Origin of the sequence: Streptomyces sp. NPDC057854 (assembly GCF_042797055.1) — a bacterium.
Classification (GTDB): domain Bacteria; phylum Actinomycetota; class Actinomycetes; order Streptomycetales; family Streptomycetaceae; genus Streptomyces.
The window spans coordinates 18,629-33,631 of the sequence record NZ_JBHVMF010000015.1; the positions used below are offsets into that span (position 1 = coordinate 18,629).

At 71.9% G+C, this 15,003-nt stretch carries 16 protein-coding genes; 8 read left to right on the forward strand and 8 right to left on the reverse strand.

Annotated features, from left to right (window positions below; genetic code table 11):
- Nucleotides 1–70: 70 nt before the first annotated feature.
- From ACFVQZ_RS21640 to cseC, 6 genes are all read left to right on the forward strand, one after another.
- The gene (locus tag ACFVQZ_RS21640) at nucleotides 71–748 is read left to right on the forward strand and encodes a phosphatase PAP2 family protein (RefSeq protein ID WP_036416406.1); all 678 of its coding nucleotides are present in this window, start codon (nucleotides 71–73) and stop codon (nucleotides 746–748) included.
- 33 nt (nucleotides 749–781) lie between these two features.
- Nucleotides 782–1,720 carry an A/G-specific adenine glycosylase gene (locus ACFVQZ_RS21645; RefSeq protein ID WP_030497828.1) on the forward strand — a complete coding sequence of 313 codons (939 nt, stop codon included), beginning with the start codon at nucleotides 782–784 and terminating at the stop codon, nucleotides 1,718–1,720.
- A gap of 155 nt (nucleotides 1,721–1,875) precedes the next feature.
- Complete coding sequence (locus ACFVQZ_RS21650) at nucleotides 1,876–2,472, forward strand: SigE family RNA polymerase sigma factor (protein WP_030497829.1); 597 nt, start codon at nucleotides 1,876–1,878, stop codon at nucleotides 2,470–2,472.
- On the forward strand, nucleotides 2,460–3,257 hold the full coding sequence (locus ACFVQZ_RS21655) for a hypothetical protein (protein ID WP_383624980.1): 798 nt from the start codon (nucleotides 2,460–2,462) through the stop codon (nucleotides 3,255–3,257). The genes ACFVQZ_RS21650 and ACFVQZ_RS21655 overlap by 13 nt, the downstream gene beginning before the upstream one ends.
- Before the next feature lie 47 nt (nucleotides 3,258–3,304).
- Entirely contained in the window at nucleotides 3,305–4,015 is a 711-nt protein-coding gene (cseB, locus tag ACFVQZ_RS21660; protein WP_383624982.1) for a two-component system response regulator CseB, read from the forward strand.
- 3 nt (nucleotides 4,016–4,018) lie between these two features.
- Nucleotides 4,019–5,335 carry a two-component system sensor histidine kinase CseC gene (cseC, locus tag ACFVQZ_RS21665; RefSeq protein WP_030497832.1) on the forward strand — a complete coding sequence of 439 codons (1,317 nt, stop codon included), beginning with the start codon at nucleotides 4,019–4,021 and terminating at the stop codon, nucleotides 5,333–5,335.
- Between the two features lie 72 nt (nucleotides 5,336–5,407).
- On the opposite strand, the gene ACFVQZ_RS21670 is transcribed toward cseC, so the two are convergent.
- Nucleotides 5,408–6,985 (reverse strand): MDR family MFS transporter, encoded by a 1,578-nt coding sequence (locus ACFVQZ_RS21670; RefSeq protein ID WP_383624986.1) that lies wholly within the window; start codon nucleotides 6,983–6,985, stop codon nucleotides 5,408–5,410.
- A 104-nt stretch (nucleotides 6,986–7,089) separates the two neighbouring features.
- Between ACFVQZ_RS21670 and ACFVQZ_RS21675 the strand changes: the two genes are divergently transcribed.
- On the forward strand, nucleotides 7,090–7,641 hold the full coding sequence (locus ACFVQZ_RS21675; RefSeq protein ID WP_030497834.1) for a TetR/AcrR family transcriptional regulator: 552 nt from the start codon (nucleotides 7,090–7,092) through the stop codon (nucleotides 7,639–7,641).
- Nucleotides 7,642–7,653: 12 nt separating this feature from the next.
- Here ACFVQZ_RS21675 and ACFVQZ_RS21680 read toward each other — a convergent pair whose 3' ends face one another.
- Nucleotides 7,654–8,394, reverse strand: a complete 741-nt coding sequence (locus tag ACFVQZ_RS21680) for a M23 family metallopeptidase (RefSeq protein ID WP_383624989.1) — start codon at nucleotides 8,392–8,394, stop codon at nucleotides 7,654–7,656.
- Between the two features lie 640 nt (nucleotides 8,395–9,034).
- Nucleotides 9,035–11,557, reverse strand: a complete 2,523-nt coding sequence (locus ACFVQZ_RS21685) for an ATP-dependent Clp protease ATP-binding subunit (protein WP_030497836.1) — start codon at nucleotides 11,555–11,557, stop codon at nucleotides 9,035–9,037.
- A gap of 473 nt (nucleotides 11,558–12,030) precedes the next feature.
- Between ACFVQZ_RS21685 and ACFVQZ_RS21690 the strand changes: the two genes are divergently transcribed.
- Entirely contained in the window at nucleotides 12,031–12,630 is a 600-nt protein-coding gene (locus tag ACFVQZ_RS21690) for an SCO3374 family protein (protein WP_030497837.1), read from the forward strand.
- On the opposite strand, the gene ACFVQZ_RS21695 is transcribed toward ACFVQZ_RS21690, so the two are convergent.
- The 5 genes from ACFVQZ_RS21695 to ACFVQZ_RS21715 form a co-directional block, all read right to left on the reverse strand.
- Nucleotides 12,609–12,944 (reverse strand): Lsr2 family protein, encoded by a 336-nt coding sequence (locus tag ACFVQZ_RS21695; RefSeq protein WP_030497838.1) that lies wholly within the window; start codon nucleotides 12,942–12,944, stop codon nucleotides 12,609–12,611. The two genes, ACFVQZ_RS21690 and ACFVQZ_RS21695, sit on opposite strands and share 22 nt — an antisense overlap.
- Nucleotides 12,945–13,156: 212 nt before the next feature.
- Complete coding sequence (locus tag ACFVQZ_RS21700; RefSeq protein ID WP_030497839.1) at nucleotides 13,157–13,666, reverse strand: amino-acid N-acetyltransferase; 510 nt, start codon at nucleotides 13,664–13,666, stop codon at nucleotides 13,157–13,159.
- 15 nt (nucleotides 13,667–13,681) lie between these two features.
- Entirely contained in the window at nucleotides 13,682–14,092 is a 411-nt protein-coding gene (locus ACFVQZ_RS21705) for a BlaI/MecI/CopY family transcriptional regulator (protein WP_030497840.1), read from the reverse strand.
- 121 nt (nucleotides 14,093–14,213) lie between these two features.
- Nucleotides 14,214–14,390, reverse strand: a complete 177-nt coding sequence (locus ACFVQZ_RS21710) for a hypothetical protein (protein WP_030497841.1) — start codon at nucleotides 14,388–14,390, stop codon at nucleotides 14,214–14,216.
- A gap of 13 nt (nucleotides 14,391–14,403) precedes the next feature.
- Nucleotides 14,404–14,976 carry a hypothetical protein gene (locus tag ACFVQZ_RS21715; RefSeq protein WP_383625270.1) on the reverse strand — a complete coding sequence of 191 codons (573 nt, stop codon included), beginning with the start codon at nucleotides 14,974–14,976 and terminating at the stop codon, nucleotides 14,404–14,406.
- Nucleotides 14,977–15,003 lie beyond the last annotated feature (27 nt).

Consider the following 15,003-nt stretch of genomic DNA (forward strand, 5'->3'; position numbering starts at 1 on the left):
TTTCGTCAGGGGTCGGATCGTCCCTTGGCCCGGGGCGCGAGGCTCCGGATTCCGGTTAGCGTCATGCACCATGGACAACCTCCTCGACCTCTCCGACCGGCTCTACCTCGACATCCTCGACTTCGCGCACTCCACACCGCACTGGTTCCAGTGGCTCGCGGAAGTCTGGACGGAGCTCGGACTGCTGCTCTTCGGCGCGCTGTTCCTGGCCGGGTGGTGGCGCTCGCGGACCGGATCGAGCCAGGCGATGAGCCTCGCGCTCCTCGCCCCTCTCGCCACCGCCTTCGGGTACGTGGTGAGCGAGGGCCTGAAGTCGCTGATCGACGAGGAGCGCCCGTGCCGGGCCGTCGCCGGCGCCCCCGCCGCCCTCATCGAGTGCCCCGCCTACGGCGACTGGTCCTTCCCCAGCAACCACTCCGCCATCGCCGGCGCCGCCGCCGTCGCGCTCGCCCTCTCCTGGCGGGGCATGATCTGGCTCACCGCGCCCATGGCGGTCCTGATGGCCTTCTCCCGCGTCTTCGTCGGCGTCCACTACCCGCACGACGTGACGGCCGGCCTGCTCCTCGGCGCCCTCGTCGCCTTCCTCGTCATGCGCGCCGCCCGCCGGCCCGTGACGGCACTGGTGGAGACGGCCCGCTCCAGCCGGAGCGCGGCGGTCGTGTGGTGCGCGGGGAAGGGGCCCGCAACCCCGGCGTACGCCTCCGCGCGCCCCGAGCGCCGTTCGCGGGCGCGCCACGGCGCGTACTGAACGCGCGCCGGACGTGCCAGGATCGGGGGTGCCATGACTTCCATCGATGCCCCCGCCTCCCTGTCCGTCCCTGCCGGTGCGGCGCCGTCCCCCGTCGCACCGGCCGAACTGCACGGGCCGGTCCTCGCCTGGTTCGACCGGCACGCCCGTGACCTGCCCTGGCGCCGCCCCGAGGCCGGTGCCTGGGGCGTCATGGTCAGCGAGTTCATGCTCCAGCAGACCCCCGTCGTCCGGGTGCTCCCGGTGTACGAGCAGTGGCTGGCGCGCTGGCCCCGCCCGGCCGACCTGGCCGCCGAGCCGCCCGGCGAGGCCGTCCGCGCCTGGGGCCGGCTCGGCTATCCGCGCCGGGCGCTGCGGCTGCACGCGGCGGCCGTGGCGATAAGGGACCGGCACCGCGGCGACGTGCCGAGCGACCACGCGCAGCTCCTGGCCCTGCCCGGCATCGGCGAGTACACCGCCGCGGCCGTCGCCTCCTTCGCGTACGGGCAGCGGCACGCGGTCCTCGACACCAATGTGCGCCGCGTCCTCGCCCGCGCGGCGAGCGGCGTCCAGTACCCGCCGAACGCCACCACCGCCGCCGAGCGGCGCCTCGCCCGCGCGCTCCTCCCCGACGACGACGGCACCGCCGCCCGCTGGGCCGCCGCCTCGATGGAGCTGGGCGCCCTCGTCTGCACGGCGAAGAACGAGGACTGCGGGCGCTGCCCCCTCGCCGACCGCTGCGCGTGGCTGCTCTCCGGCAAGCCCGCCCACGACGGGCCGCCCCGCCGCGGCCAGACGTACGCGGGCACCGACCGCCAGGTCCGCGGCCGGCTCCTCGCCGTCCTCCGCGACGCCCCCGGCCCGGTCCCCCAGTCCGCCCTCGACGCCGTCTGGGACGAGCCGGTCCAGCGCGGCCGGGCCCTGGACGGTCTGGTCGCGGACGGTCTGGTGGAGCCGCTGGACGGCGGACGGTACCGGCTGCCGCTGACCTGACCCGGCACGGGCCCGGCCGCGGCCCGCTGTTACACAACCGATGGGTAGCCGTGCGTCCACCGACGGCTGCCCCGCACACCCCCGTGACAACCGCTCCGTAGCGTCGTCCTCGACACGGAGAACAAGCAGGTCACGGGGATGTGGAGGCGGCGGGTATGAGCCAGGGCGAGGTGCTCGACTTCGAGGAGTACGTCCGCACGCGGCAGGACGCGCTGCTGCGCAGTGCCCGCCGGCTCGTCCCTGACCCGGTCGACGCGCAGGACCTGCTGCAGACCGCCCTGGTCCGCACGTACGGCCGGTGGGACGGGATCGCGGACAAGTCGCTGGCCGACGCGTACCTGCGCCGGGTCATGATCAACACGCGGACGGAGTGGTGGCGGGCGCGCCGGCTGGAGGAGGTGCCCACCGAGCAGCTTCCGGACGCGAGCGTCGAGGACCCGACCGAGCAGCACGCCGACCGGGCCCTGCTGATGGACATCCTGCGGGTGCTGGCGCCGAAGCAGCGCAGCGTCGTGGTGCTGCGGCACTGGGAGCAGATGAGCACCGAGGAGACGGCCGCGGCACTCGGCATGTCGACCGGTACCGTGAAGTCGACGCTCCACCGCGCGCTCGCCCGGCTCCGCCAGGAGCTGGAGAGCCGGGACCTGAACGCCCTCGCCCTGGGGCGGCCCGTGGAGCGGACCGGAGGACAGCGGCCGGCTGCGGCGGCCGTACGAGGCGATGAGGGAGGGCGCGAGCGGTGCGCGGCCTAGACGACGGCGAAGTCGGCGACGGCAGAACCGGCGACCGCGCCGGCGGAGGCGTCGGGACGGGAGCCGGAGCCCGGGGCGGAGTGCCCCGGGGGGCCGGTACGAAGGCGGCGGGTGTCACGGCGATGGCCGGGCTCGCCGCCCTCGGGCTGTTCGTGGCCTCGTGCTCGACGGGCGGCACCGGGTCGCGCGACGAGGGCGCGGCGCGCGCCGAGGCGACGGCCGCCGCCGCCCCGACCCCGCCGGCCTCGTCGGACGCGGACGCGGCGAAGGCGGCCGAGCGGGTGGACCCGATCGCGCTGCTCAAGGGCGATCCGAAGCTCGGCGCGCGGGTGAAGGCCGACCTGAAGCCGTGCGTGGCCGACGCGTACCCGGTGGACTCGTCGTACGGCAATCTCACGGACGGCAGCGCGCCCGACGTCGTCGTCAACGTGATGACCTGCGGGGACGCGGTCGGGATCGGCACCTACGTCTACCGCAAGCGGTCCGGCGGGAGCACCGACTCCGGCACGGCCACCGCCGACGGCTACGAGAACGTCTTCATGGCCGAGGACGCGGCGGTCTACGGCACGATCGACCGCGGCGACCTCATCGTGACGAAGCAGGTGTACGCGGAGGACGACCCGGTCGCGTACCCGTCGGGCGAGGACGTGATCACGTACCGCTGGTCGGGGAACCGGTTCACCCAGCACGACTGGGTGCACAACGACTACAGCCGGGCCGTCGGCGAGGGCGACGGGACGGCCGAGCAGCCGGAACCGGTGCCGGAACCTTCCGCCTCCGGCTGATCCCGCCCCTCCCCCGCCCCCCACCCCCACCGAAGGACCCCCGCACGATGGCCGAGACCCATGTCCTGTTCGTCGAGGACGACGACGTCATCCGCGAGGCCACCCAGCTCGCCCTGGAGCGGGACGGCTTCCGCGTCACCGCGATGCCGGACGGGCTGTCCGGCCTCGACGCGTTCCGCGCCCACCGCCCGGACATCGCGCTGCTCGACGTGATGCTGCCCGGGATGGACGGCGTCAGCCTCTGCCGCCGCATCCGCGACGAGTCGACCGTCCCGGTGATCATGCTGTCGGCGCGCGCCGACTCCATCGACGTCGTCCTCGGTCTGGAGGCAGGCGCCGACGACTACGTGACGAAGCCCTTCGACGGGGCCGTGCTGATGGCCCGCATCCGGGCCGTGCTGCGCCGGTTCGGCCACGCGGCCGGGAACGGGGCGAGCGACGGGGCGGCGGAGCACGCCGGGGACGGCGGGCCGCTGGTCTTCGGCCACGGGGACCTGGTGGTCGACACCGAGGGCATGGAGGTGCGGCGGGGCGGCGAGCCGGTGGCGCTGACGCCGACCGAGATGCGGCTGCTGCTGGAGTTCTCGTCCGCGCCGAACACCGTGCTCTCCCGCGACAAGCTCCTGGAGCGGGTCTGGGACTACGGCTGGGACGGGGACACCCGCGTCGTCGACGTGCACGTGCAGCGGCTGCGGGCCAAGATCGGCCAGGACCGGATCGAGACGGTCCGCGGCTTCGGCTACAAGCTCCGGGGCTGATCGGTGAGAGCGCTCCCGCTCCGCACCGGCGTCCGCTGGAAGATCGCCCTGGCCATCGCGGCGGTCGGCGCGCTGATCGCGGTCACCCTCAGCGTCGTCGTGCACAACGCCGCCCGCATCTCGATGCTGGACAACGCGCGCGAGGTGCAGATGGAGCGGCTGCTCTTCGCCCAGCGCCTGTACGAGACCTCCAAGCCGAAGGAGCCGCGCTTCGGCGCCAAGCTCAACGACCCGGCGCTCCCGGACCAGCTCGACCAGCTGATGCGCGACCAGCGGCGGGGCACGTACGTGCAGGAGCACCGGCACGGCGGGCCGCCGGACGTGTGGGCGGCGGTGCCGCTCGCCAACGGCGACGTGCTGTCGCTGCACATCCCGTTCGCCGACCGCAGCGCCACGATCATGAAGGACCTGGACCGGGCGCTGGTCATCGGCTCGGTGTCGGTGGTGTTCGGCGGCTGCGCGCTCGGCATCCTCGTCGGCGGGCAGCTGTCCCGGCGGCTGCGGAAGGCCGCCGCGGCGGCCGGGCGGGTCGCCCAGGGCAACGGCGACGTGCGGGTCCGGGACGCCGTCGGCGGAGTCGTACGGGACGAGACCGACGACCTGGCGTGGGCGATCGACTCGCTCACCGACGCCCTCCACGAGCGGATCGAGGCCGAGCGGCGGGTCACCGCGGACATCGCGCACGAGCTGCGCACCCCGGTGACCGGGCTGCTCACGGCCGCCGAGCTGCTGCCCCCGGGCCGGCCGACCGAGCTGGTGCGGGACCGGGCGCAGGCGATGCGGACGCTGGTCGAGGACGTCCTGGAGGTGGCCCGGCTCGACGGGGCGTCGGAGCGGGCCGAGCTCCAGGAGATCGCGCTGGGCGAGTTCGTGGAGCGCCGGGTGCGGTCGGTGTTCCCGGACGCGGAGGTCCGGGTGGTGCACGAGTCCTGGGTGTCGACGGACCCGCGCCGCCTGGAGCGGATCCTCGGCAATCTGCTGGCCAACGCCGCCAAGCACGGCAAGGGCCCGGTGGAGGTCACCGTGGAGGGCCGGGTGGTACGCGTGCGGGACCACGGCCCCGGTTTCCCGGAGGCCCTGCTCCGCGACGGCCCGAGCCGCTTCCGTACGGGCACGAGCGACCGCGCGGGGCAGGGCCACGGTCTGGGCCTGACCATCGCGGCCGGCCAGGCGCGGGTCCTCGGCGCCCGGCTGACCTTCCGGAACGTGGCCTCCGAGGCGGCACCGGAGGGGGTCGGCGGGGCCGTGGCGGTGCTGTGGCTGCCGGACCACGCGCCGACGAACACGGGCAGCTTCCCGATCCTGCGGCTGCCGGAGTAGGCCCGGGGGGGACGCGCGCGTGGGGCCGGGCTTTACGGCCGTAAAACCCGGCCCCACGCGCGTGCGCTGCCGCTAGACGGTCTCGGCGACCTTCGGCGTGTCCTCGCCGGCCGGCTTCTCCGCGGGCGCCGGGCCGGCGCCGCGCAGTGCGACCTCCTTGACGAAGAAGGCGAGGACGAAGCCGATCACGGCGACCGCCGCACCGACGAGGAAGGCGGAGTGGGTGCCGACGGCGACCGCGTGCTGGTACGCCTCGCGCAGCGCCTCCGGCAGCTTCGCCAGGCTCGCCGCGTCGAGCTGGGCGGTCCGCTCGGTGACGGCGCCGCCGCCGCCCGCGGCCATCTCGTCCTGGACCCGGCCGGTGAAGAGCGCGCCCATGACGGCGACGCCGAACGAGGAGCCGAGGGTCCGGAAGAGGGTGGTGGAGCTGGAGGCCACGCCCATGTCCTTCATCTCGACGCTGTTCTGCGCGACGAGCATGGTGATCTGCATCAGGAAGCCCATGCCGGCGCCGAGCAGCGCCATGTAGAGCCCCGAGACCAGCCGGGTCGTGCCGGTGTCCATCGTGGAGAGCAGGAACAGGCCGGCGGTCATCAGGGCGCCGCCCGCCAGCGGGAAGGCCTTGTACCGGCCGGTGCTGGTGGTGACCCGGCCGACGACCAGCGAGACGACCATCATCGCCATCAGCATCGGCAGGAGCAGCAGGCCGGAGTTGGTGGCCGAGGCGCCCTGCACGGACTGCTGGAAGATCGGCAGGTAGAGGACCGCGCCGAACATGACGAAGCCGGTGATGAAGCCGATCAGCGACATGAGCGTGAAGTTGCGGCTGCGGAAGATGTGCAGCGGCACGATCGGGTCGCTCGCGCGGGTCTCCACGTACAGGAAGGCGGCGAGGGCGGCGGCGCCGGTGACCGCGAGGCCGACGATGGTGGCCGAGCCCCAGGCGTACTCCGTGCCGCCCCACGTGGTGACGAGGACGATCGCGGTGATGCCGACGGTCAGCAGCGCGGCGCCGGCGAAGTCGATCGGGGTGCCGGCCGCCCGCCGCTTCTTCGGCAGGTGGAGGACGGCGGTGACCATGGCGAGGGCGACGGCGCCCAGCGGCAGGTTGATGTAGAAGGACCAGCGCCAGCCCCAGTGGTCGGTGATGGTGCCGCCGACCAGCGGCCCGCCGATCATGGCGAGGGCCATCACGCCGGCCATCATGCCCTGGTACCTGCCCCGCTCCCGGGGCGGGATCAGATCGCCGATGATCGCCATCACGCCGACCATGAGACCGCCGGCGCCGAGGCCCTGGACGGCACGGAAGGCGATGAGCTGGCCCATGTCCTGGGCCATGCCGCTGAGCGCCGAGCCGATCAGGAAGATCACGATCGAGGTGAGGAAGACGCCCTTGCGGCCGTACATGTCGCCGAGCTTGCCCCAGAGGGGGGTGGAGGCGGCCGTGGCGAGAGTGTAGGCGGTGACGACCCAGGAGAGGTGCTCGAGCCCGCCCAGCTCGCCGACGATCGTCGGCATCGCGGTGCCGATGATCATGTTGTCCAGCATCGCGAGGAGCATCGCGATCATCAGGGCGAGGAGGACGACCCGCACGCTGCGCTGCGGTTTCTGCTCTCCCTGCCCCTGTTTCGCTGCTGCGGTGTCCGTCATGACCGTCCCTTACTTGCCGCCCGGCTAGTTACTACACTGGGGACGGTAGGCGCGTCACTTGCCGGTCGTCAAGTAAGTTTTGTGGAAAGTGGGAGTGAACAGCCATGGCCCGAGGCAACACCCGGCAGCGCATCCAGGACGTGGCCCTCGAACTCTTCGCCGAGCAGGGCTACGAGAAGACCTCGCTGCGGGAGATCGCGGAACGCCTCGACGTCACCAAGGCCGCGCTGTACTACCACTTCAAGACCAAGGAAGACATCATCATCGGGATCTTCCAGGATCTGACGCGCCCGATGGACGAACTGCTCGCCTGGGCCGCCGACCAGCCGCGCACCCTGGAGACCAAGCGGGAGATCCTGCGCCGCTACCAGGTCTGCCTGCTGGCCGCGGCCCCGCTGTTCCGCTTCATGCACGAGAACCAGGCGACCGTCCGCGAGCTCAGCATCGGCCTCACCTTCAAGGAGCGGCTGCTCGCGCTGTACGAGCTCATCGAGCAGCCCGAGGCGCCGATGAAGGACCGGGTCCGGGCCATGAGCTCCATCTTCACGCTGCACGCGGGCACGTTCTTCATGCAGGACGAGGGCGACCCCCAGGAGCGGCGGGAAGCCGTCCTGGAGGTCGCCCTCGATCTGATGGAGCAGGCCCACCGGGCCTGAGACGCGTCCGCGTCAGATGGTCACGCCGTGGGTCCGCAGGAACGCGGCCGGGTTGACGGCGGAGCCGTAGTTCGGGGTCGTGCGGATCTCGAAGTGCAGGTGCGGGCCGGAGGAGTTCCCGGTGTTGCCCGAGAGGGCGATCCGCTGGCCGGCGACGACCTTCTGGCCGAGGTGGACCTTGATCTTCGACAGGTGGGCGTACTGGGAGTACGTGCCGTTGGCGTGCCGGACCACGATCGCGTTGCCGTACGCGGGGCCGTCGCCGCCGCCGTTCGGGCCGGCCTTCACGACGGTGCCGGAGCCCGCGGCCTTGACCGGGGTGCCGACCGGGACGGCGAAGTCCTGGCCGGAGTGCTTGTGGGACCACATGGCGCCGCCCTGGTTGTAGCTGGCGGTGAGGGTGTAGCGGGTGACCGGCTTGACCCAGCCCTTGGCCTTCTTCGCGGCGGCCGGCTTGGCGGCGGCCTTCGCGGCGGCGGCCTTCACCTGAGCGGCCTTGGCCTTGGCGGCCTTGGCCTTGGCGGCCTTGGCCTTGGCGGCCTTCGCCTGGGCGGCGGCCTTGAGCTGAGCGGCCTTGGCCTGGGCGGCGGCCTGCGCCTCGACAGCGGCGGCCGCGGTACCGGCGACCGGGGCGGCCTTGCTCTCGGCGGCGAAGGCGGACCCGGCTCCGGCCACCAGCGACGCTCCCAGGCCGGCGGTGGCGAGGGCGACGGCGGTGGCACGGACGGCGGGGTTCATGACGCGCTTCGACATACGGGGGAAGACCTCCGGACAGAACGGGACCCGACGCGATCGGTGCGTTGCGCCGGGCTGGCCGTTCCTTGGTAACCCGCCACCCAGGTCATCCCAAAACACCCCATCTACGACATCAGGTCGTAGCGATCTCTCCTGGAATACGACCCTTGACACCGTAGGGCCCCGTCCGCGAAATCGGACATATCAACCCACACTTCCGGGTTTAACCGCATGTCGCCGGGGCCCCGAAAGGCCCGAAAGACGGCGCGGCGCCCGATTCAGCCCACTCGGGACCTAGGTCCCGATGGTTGACCCCTGAACGTCCGGATTCATCCCCCCGCCGGCCTACGACTCCGTCTAGTACCCCCGAAAACCCCTGTGCGCCTTGTCACCGCGCACCCCCTGCCATTGGGACCTGCGTCACGCAACCGGAGCACCCGGAACGCCGTCCGGAGCCCCGGCTGCGGCGGGCCGTGAGAGCCACCGGAGGCGCCCCGGGACCGGCTCGGGAACGCCCGGCCGGGGCCGGACCCGGGTCTCCGCCGGCGCCTGCGCGGGCCTGCCGGGGTCTGTGCCCCGGCAGTGCGAAAGGGGCGGCCCCGGAACCGTGTGGTTCCGGGGCCGCCCCTGCTGAGCCGCTACGCGCTCGGCGCGTGCGTCACGCGTCCTTGGAGAGGTTCGGGCCGCCCGTCTCGCCCGCCGCGACCGGCGGGGCGTCCGGGAGGGCCGCCTTCTCCTCGCCGCGGAAGGTGAACTTCCGCTCCTCGCCCTCGCCCTCCGTGTCCACGACCACGATGTGGCCGGGGCGGAGGTCGCCGAAGAGGATCTTCTCGGAGAGGGTGTCCTCGATCTCGCGCTGGATCGTCCGGCGGAGCGGGCGGGCGCCCAGGACCGGGTCGTAGCCCTTCTTCGCCAGGAGCTCCTTGGCGGACTGGGAGAGCTCGATGCCCATGTCCCGGTCCTTCAGGCGCTCGTCCACGCGGCCGATCATCAGGTCGACGATCTGGAGGATGTCCTCCTGCGTCAGCTGCGGGAAGACGATGACGTCGTCCACACGGTTGAGGAACTCGGGGCGGAAGTGCTGCTTCAGCTCCTCGCTGACCTTCGCCTTCATCCGCTCGTAGTTGGACTTCGTGTCGCCCTGGGCCGCGAAGCCCAGGTTGAAGCCCTTCGAGATGTCCCTGGTCCCGAGGTTGGTCGTCATGATGATGACCGTGTTCTTGAAGTCCACGACCCGGCCCTGGGAGTCGGTCAGGCGACCGTCCTCCAGGATCTGGAGCAGGGAATTGAAGATATCGGGGTGGGCCTTCTCGACCTCGTCGAAGAGGACGACGGAGAACGGCTTGCGGCGCACCTTCTCGGTGAGCTGGCCGCCCTCTTCGTAGCCGACGTATCCGGGCGGCGAACCGAAGAGGCGGGAAACCGTGTGCTTCTCGCTGAACTCCGACATGTCGAGGGAGATCATCGCGTCCTCGTCGCCGAAGAGGAATTCGGCGAGCGCCTTGGAAAGCTCGGTCTTACCGACACCGGACGGACCGGCGAAGATGAACGAGCCGCCGGGGCGCTTCGGGTCCTTCAGACCGGCCCGCGTACGCCGGATGGCGCGCGAGAGGCCGATGACGGCGTCCTTCTGGCCGATGACGCGCTTGTGGAGCTCGTCCTCCATGCGGAGCAGACGCGAGGACTCCTCCTCGGTCAGCTTGAAGACCGGGATGCCGGTGGCGGTCGCGAGGACCTCGGCGATCAGGTCGCCGTCGACCTCGGCGACGACGTCCATGTCGCCGGCCTTCCACTCCTTCTCCCGCTTGGCCTTGGCGGCGAGGAGCTGCTTCTCCTTGTCGCGCAGGGACGCGGCCTTCTCGAAGTCCTGCGAGTCGATCGCGGACTCCTTGTCGCGGCGGACGCCGGCGATCTTCTCGTCGAACTCGCGGAGGTCCGGCGGCGCGGTCATCCGGCGGATGCGCATCCGGGAGCCGGCCTCGTCGATCAGGTCGATCGCCTTGTCCGGGAGGAAGCGGTCGGAGATGTACCGGTCGGCCAGCGTCGCGGCCTGGACGAGGGCCTCGTCGGTGATGGAGACGCGGTGGTGCGCCTCGTACCGGTCGCGCAGACCCTTGAGGATCTCGATGGTGTGCGGCAGCGACGGCTCCGCGACCTGGATGGGCTGGAAGCGGCGCTCCAGCGCGGCGTCCTTCTCCAGGTACTTGCGGTACTCGTCGAGCGTGGTGGCGCCGATGGTCTGGAGCTCACCGCGGGCCAGCATCGGCTTGAGGATGCTGGCGGCGTCGATCGCGCCCTCGGCGGCGCCCGCACCCACGAGGGTGTGGAGCTCGTCGATGAACAGGATGATGTCGCCGCGGGTGCGGATCTCCTTGAGGACCTTCTTCAGGCGCTCCTCGAAGTCACCGCGGTAGCGGGAGCCGGCGACCAGCGCGCCGAGGTCCAGGGTGTAGAGGTGCTTGTCCTTGAGGGTCTCGGGCACCTCGCCCTTGACGATCGCCTGCGCCAGGCCCTCGACGACGGCGGTCTTGCCGACGCCGGGCTCGCCGATGAGGACCGGGTTGTTCTTGGTGCGGCGGGACAGCACCTGCATGACCCGCTCGATCTCCTTCTCGCGCCCGATGACCGGGTCGAGCTTGGACTCGCGGGCCGCCTGGGTGAGGTTGCGGCCGAACTGGTCGAGGACCAGGGACGTCGAGGGGGTGCCCTCGGCAGGACCGCCGGCGGTGGCGGCTTCCTTGCCCTGGTAGCCGGAGAGCAGCTGGATGACCTGCTGCCGCACCCGGTTGAGGTCGGCACCCAGCTTCACGAGGACCTGGGCGGCGACGCCCTCGCCCTCGCGGATCAGGCCGAGCAGGATGTGCTCGGTGCCGATGTAGTTGTGGCCGAGCTGGAGGGCCTCGCGGAGCGACAGCTCCAGGACCTTCTTGGCACGAGGGGTGAAGGGGATGTGCCCGGACGGGGCCTGCTGGCCCTGGCCGATGATCTCCTCCACCTGCTGGCGGACCGCCTCGAGCGAAATCCCGAGGCTCTCCAGGGCCTTAGCGGCGACACCCTCACCCTCGTGGATAAGGCCCAGAAGGATGTGCTCGGTGCCGATGTAGTTGTGGTTGAGCATCCGGGCTTCTTCCTGAGCCAGGACGACAACCCGCCGCGCGCGGTCGGTGAACCTCTCGAACATCGTTAATCGCTCCTCAGAGCGGTCAGTCAGTTAGGGGTCGATCCCCTCCCTGTCCTTCCGCAGCTTAGTCCCGCAAGCGGGGACCGCTCATTCCAACTGCCGACATCCGTCCGGATCACCCCCTTGTCCCTGGGGTGTCCCGCTGCCGAACAGCCGACAAATGCTCCAACTCGATGGTGCGAGACGATGTTCCCGCAGGCCAAGCAGTTACCCCCGCCTTGAGTACGCCGATGGCGAACGTGAGACGGCCCGGCCGGACGAGTCACCCCTCTCCACTAGGAATGTCTTACCCGTAGGGTCCGACAGTCCATGCGGCGCACCCGGGGTCCCTCCGCTACCAGCGAACACAGTTGCGCCGTCGAATGCACGCGTACGCCCCATTACCGGACACCTCGGGTCCCCGGACCGGAACGTTACGTCACCGGCGGTGCCGGGGGCCGTAACCAACCCGGCTCCCCGGGAGTTCCCCGGGCATGGCCCTCACCGTCCCGCCTCCCCGCTCGCCGCTCGACGGCGGACGGGCGCTCGCGCTCTGGTACGAGCGGGAGCTCGGCTGGGCCACGGTGCCGGGCCCGCCGGTGCAGCTGGTGACGGGGCTCCGCTTCGACGTGCTGGAGCTGCCCGCGGCGGCCGGCCGGGGGGTGCTGCGCCGGGTCGGCGCGGGCACCGGGCCGGTGGCGCTGAGGGGGCGCCGGATGCGGTTCCTGGTGGCCGCGGGGAGCGCGGAGGACCTGCCCGGCCTGCTGGAATGGCTGGAGTGGGGCGGGATCTCACTGGATCTCGTGGCGCTGGGCGCCGACGGCCGGATGACCGCTCCCCCGCCTCCGGGGCGGGGTGGCTCCGGCGCGCCGGCCGCCGCCGTGTGGCTGCGGGCCCCCGAGCCGGGGCGCGAGGTCGAGTCCTCGCTGCCGGCGCCGAGGTCCGGGCCGTGGGGCCGTGCGGAGGCCCCGTGTCTGACGCGCCTGGTCGCCGCGGCCGCGGTGGAGTGCCATCGGCTGCGGCTGCTGAGCGCCCGGGCCGGCGGGCCGGCGGTGGCTCAGCGGGGGACGCCTCAGCGGTTCGCGTCCTCGTAGGCCGCCTTGACGTGGGCGGGGACGCGGCCGCGGTCGTTGACCTCCATGCCGTTCTCCTTGGCCCAGGCGCGGATCTTCGCCGTGTCCTGGCTGCCGGAGGCGGCGACGCGGCTCTTGCCGCGGCCCGTGGTGGTGCGGCCGCCGGTGCGACGCCCGTTCGTGGTGTACGGCTCGAGCAGGCCACGGAGCTTTTCCGCGTTGGCGGTGGTGAGGTCGATCTCGTAGGTCTTGCCGTCCAGCGCGAACGTCACGGTCTCGTCCGCCTCGACGCCGTCGAGGTCGTCGACAAGAAGGACCTGAACCTTCTGTGCCACCGGATTTCCTTTCATCGAAAATGCAGTACGCGGAAAGGAAACCGCTTTTCCCGGAAAAATACAAACCCCTGGCAGAGGTTCAGAAGCCCGGCAACGCGGGAAACGTGCGCGATTCGGACATAGGGCTCCTCCCCGGGTTCCTCCGGCGTTCCTCCCGGGGTTCCCCCCGGGTTCCTCCCCGGGTTCCCTCCGGCTTCCGCCGGGCTTCCCGGTCAGAGGTGCAGAAGCATGCGGCTGTTGCCCAAGGTGTTCGGCTTCACCCGTTCGAGACCGAGGAACTCGGCGACGCCCTCGTCATAGGAACGGAGGAGCTCGGCGTAGACATCTTGGTCGACCGGGGTCTCGCCGATCTCGACGAAGCCGTGCTTCGCGAAGAAGTCGACTTCGAAGGTCAGACAGAAAACCCTGCGGACACCGAGCCAGCGTGCGGTCTGCAACAACTTGGTGAGCAGCTGATGGCCGATGCCGGCGCCCTTCAGCCGGGGATCGACGGCGAGCGTGCGGACTTCCGCGAGGTCTTCCCACATGACGTGCAGGGCGCCGACTCCGACGACCTCGGCGTCCTCGTCGCGTTCCGCGACCCAGAACTCCTGGATGGCCTCGTAAAACGTCACCGTGGCCTTGTCGAGGAGGATGCCGCGGCGCGCGTACGGATCGACCAGGCGCCGCACGGCGGCGACATCGGAGGTGCGGGCGCGGCGTACGGTGACGGCATTCGACATGGGGGGACGGTACCGCTAGGGGGCCGTGGGTTCTCCGCCGCCCTCCTCGGGCGCGGGAAGCGGGTTGTCGCGCTGGACGATGCGGATGGCGTCGTTCAGGGACTCGCGCTGTTCCTGCGACATCATCCCGAAGAACGCGACCAGGGCGGCGGCGGGGTTGTCGCTCTGCGCCCAGGCTTCGTTCATCAGTGCGGCCGAGTAGGCGGCGCGGGTGGAGACCGCCGTATATCGATAGGCGCGGCCTTCGACTTCCCTGCGCACCCAGCCCTTCTGATGGAGATTGTCCATGACGGTCATGACGGTGGTGTAGGCGATGGAGCGTTCCTGCTGGAGGTCTTCCAGGACTTCCCGGACGGTGACCGGGCGGTTCCATTGCCAGACGCGCGTCATGACGGCGTCTTCGAGTTCTCCCAGGGGACGGGGCACAGGTTCACCCTAGTGGGAGGAACCGGAAAGAGCGGTTATTGAGGGGCGAAATTCCGCCAGAATGCGACAAAAGGGGCGCCGACCGCCGGGCGGTCGTGCGCCCCCTCGGGGTCCGCCGCTGCTACGCGTCGGTGGCGTCCGCCTGGCGGGCGGCCTCGGCGCGGGCGAGGGCGGCGTCGACGGCCGCGTCCTCCTTGGCCTTGTTCGGGCCGCCCTGGCTCTTGACGATCACGACGATCAGCGCGATGAAGAACGCGGCCATCACGACGGGGGGCAGAAGCGCGGAGACGTAGTCCATGCGACCAGCCTAGCTAGCCCGCGACCCGTTCCTCGGGCGGGGGCGGCGGCACCGGGCGCCGGCGCGGCGGGAAGACCTCGGACGGCTTGGGCACCGGGCGCTCGGCCGGCGTCGGGGTCGGCGGCTTGGGCCGGGGCTCCTCGGCGGCGCGCCCGCCGGGCAGGGCGAGCAGCCGGGCCCGGGAGGCGGCGGCCGGGGTGGCGGTGGCCTGCGAGACGCGGGCGAGCCGGGCCCGTACGGAGCGCTCGGCGAGGACCTGGCAGCGGGTGAGCATCCGGGCGGCGGCCGGGTTGCCGCGCAGGGCGCGCAGGGCGGCGAGGTCGTCGGCGCCGGGGTCGTACCCGGCGGCCAGGGCGTCGTCCAGGAGTTCCAGGTAGCCGGCGAGCGAGCCGGGCAGGGCCTCGCGGTAGCGGGCGAGGTCGTCGAGGAGGAAGGCGCGCAGCCGGCCGGCCTCGCGCACGGCCTCGTCCACGGAAGCGGCCAGGCGGAGGGCGTCGCGGACGTCCTCGTCCGTGAGGGGGGCGGGGTGCAGGGCGTTGGCGAGGGCACGGCGGAGCACACGCAGCTCGTCCGCGCTGAACGCCATGCCGCCGCGGGATCCGTATGGCGTGGG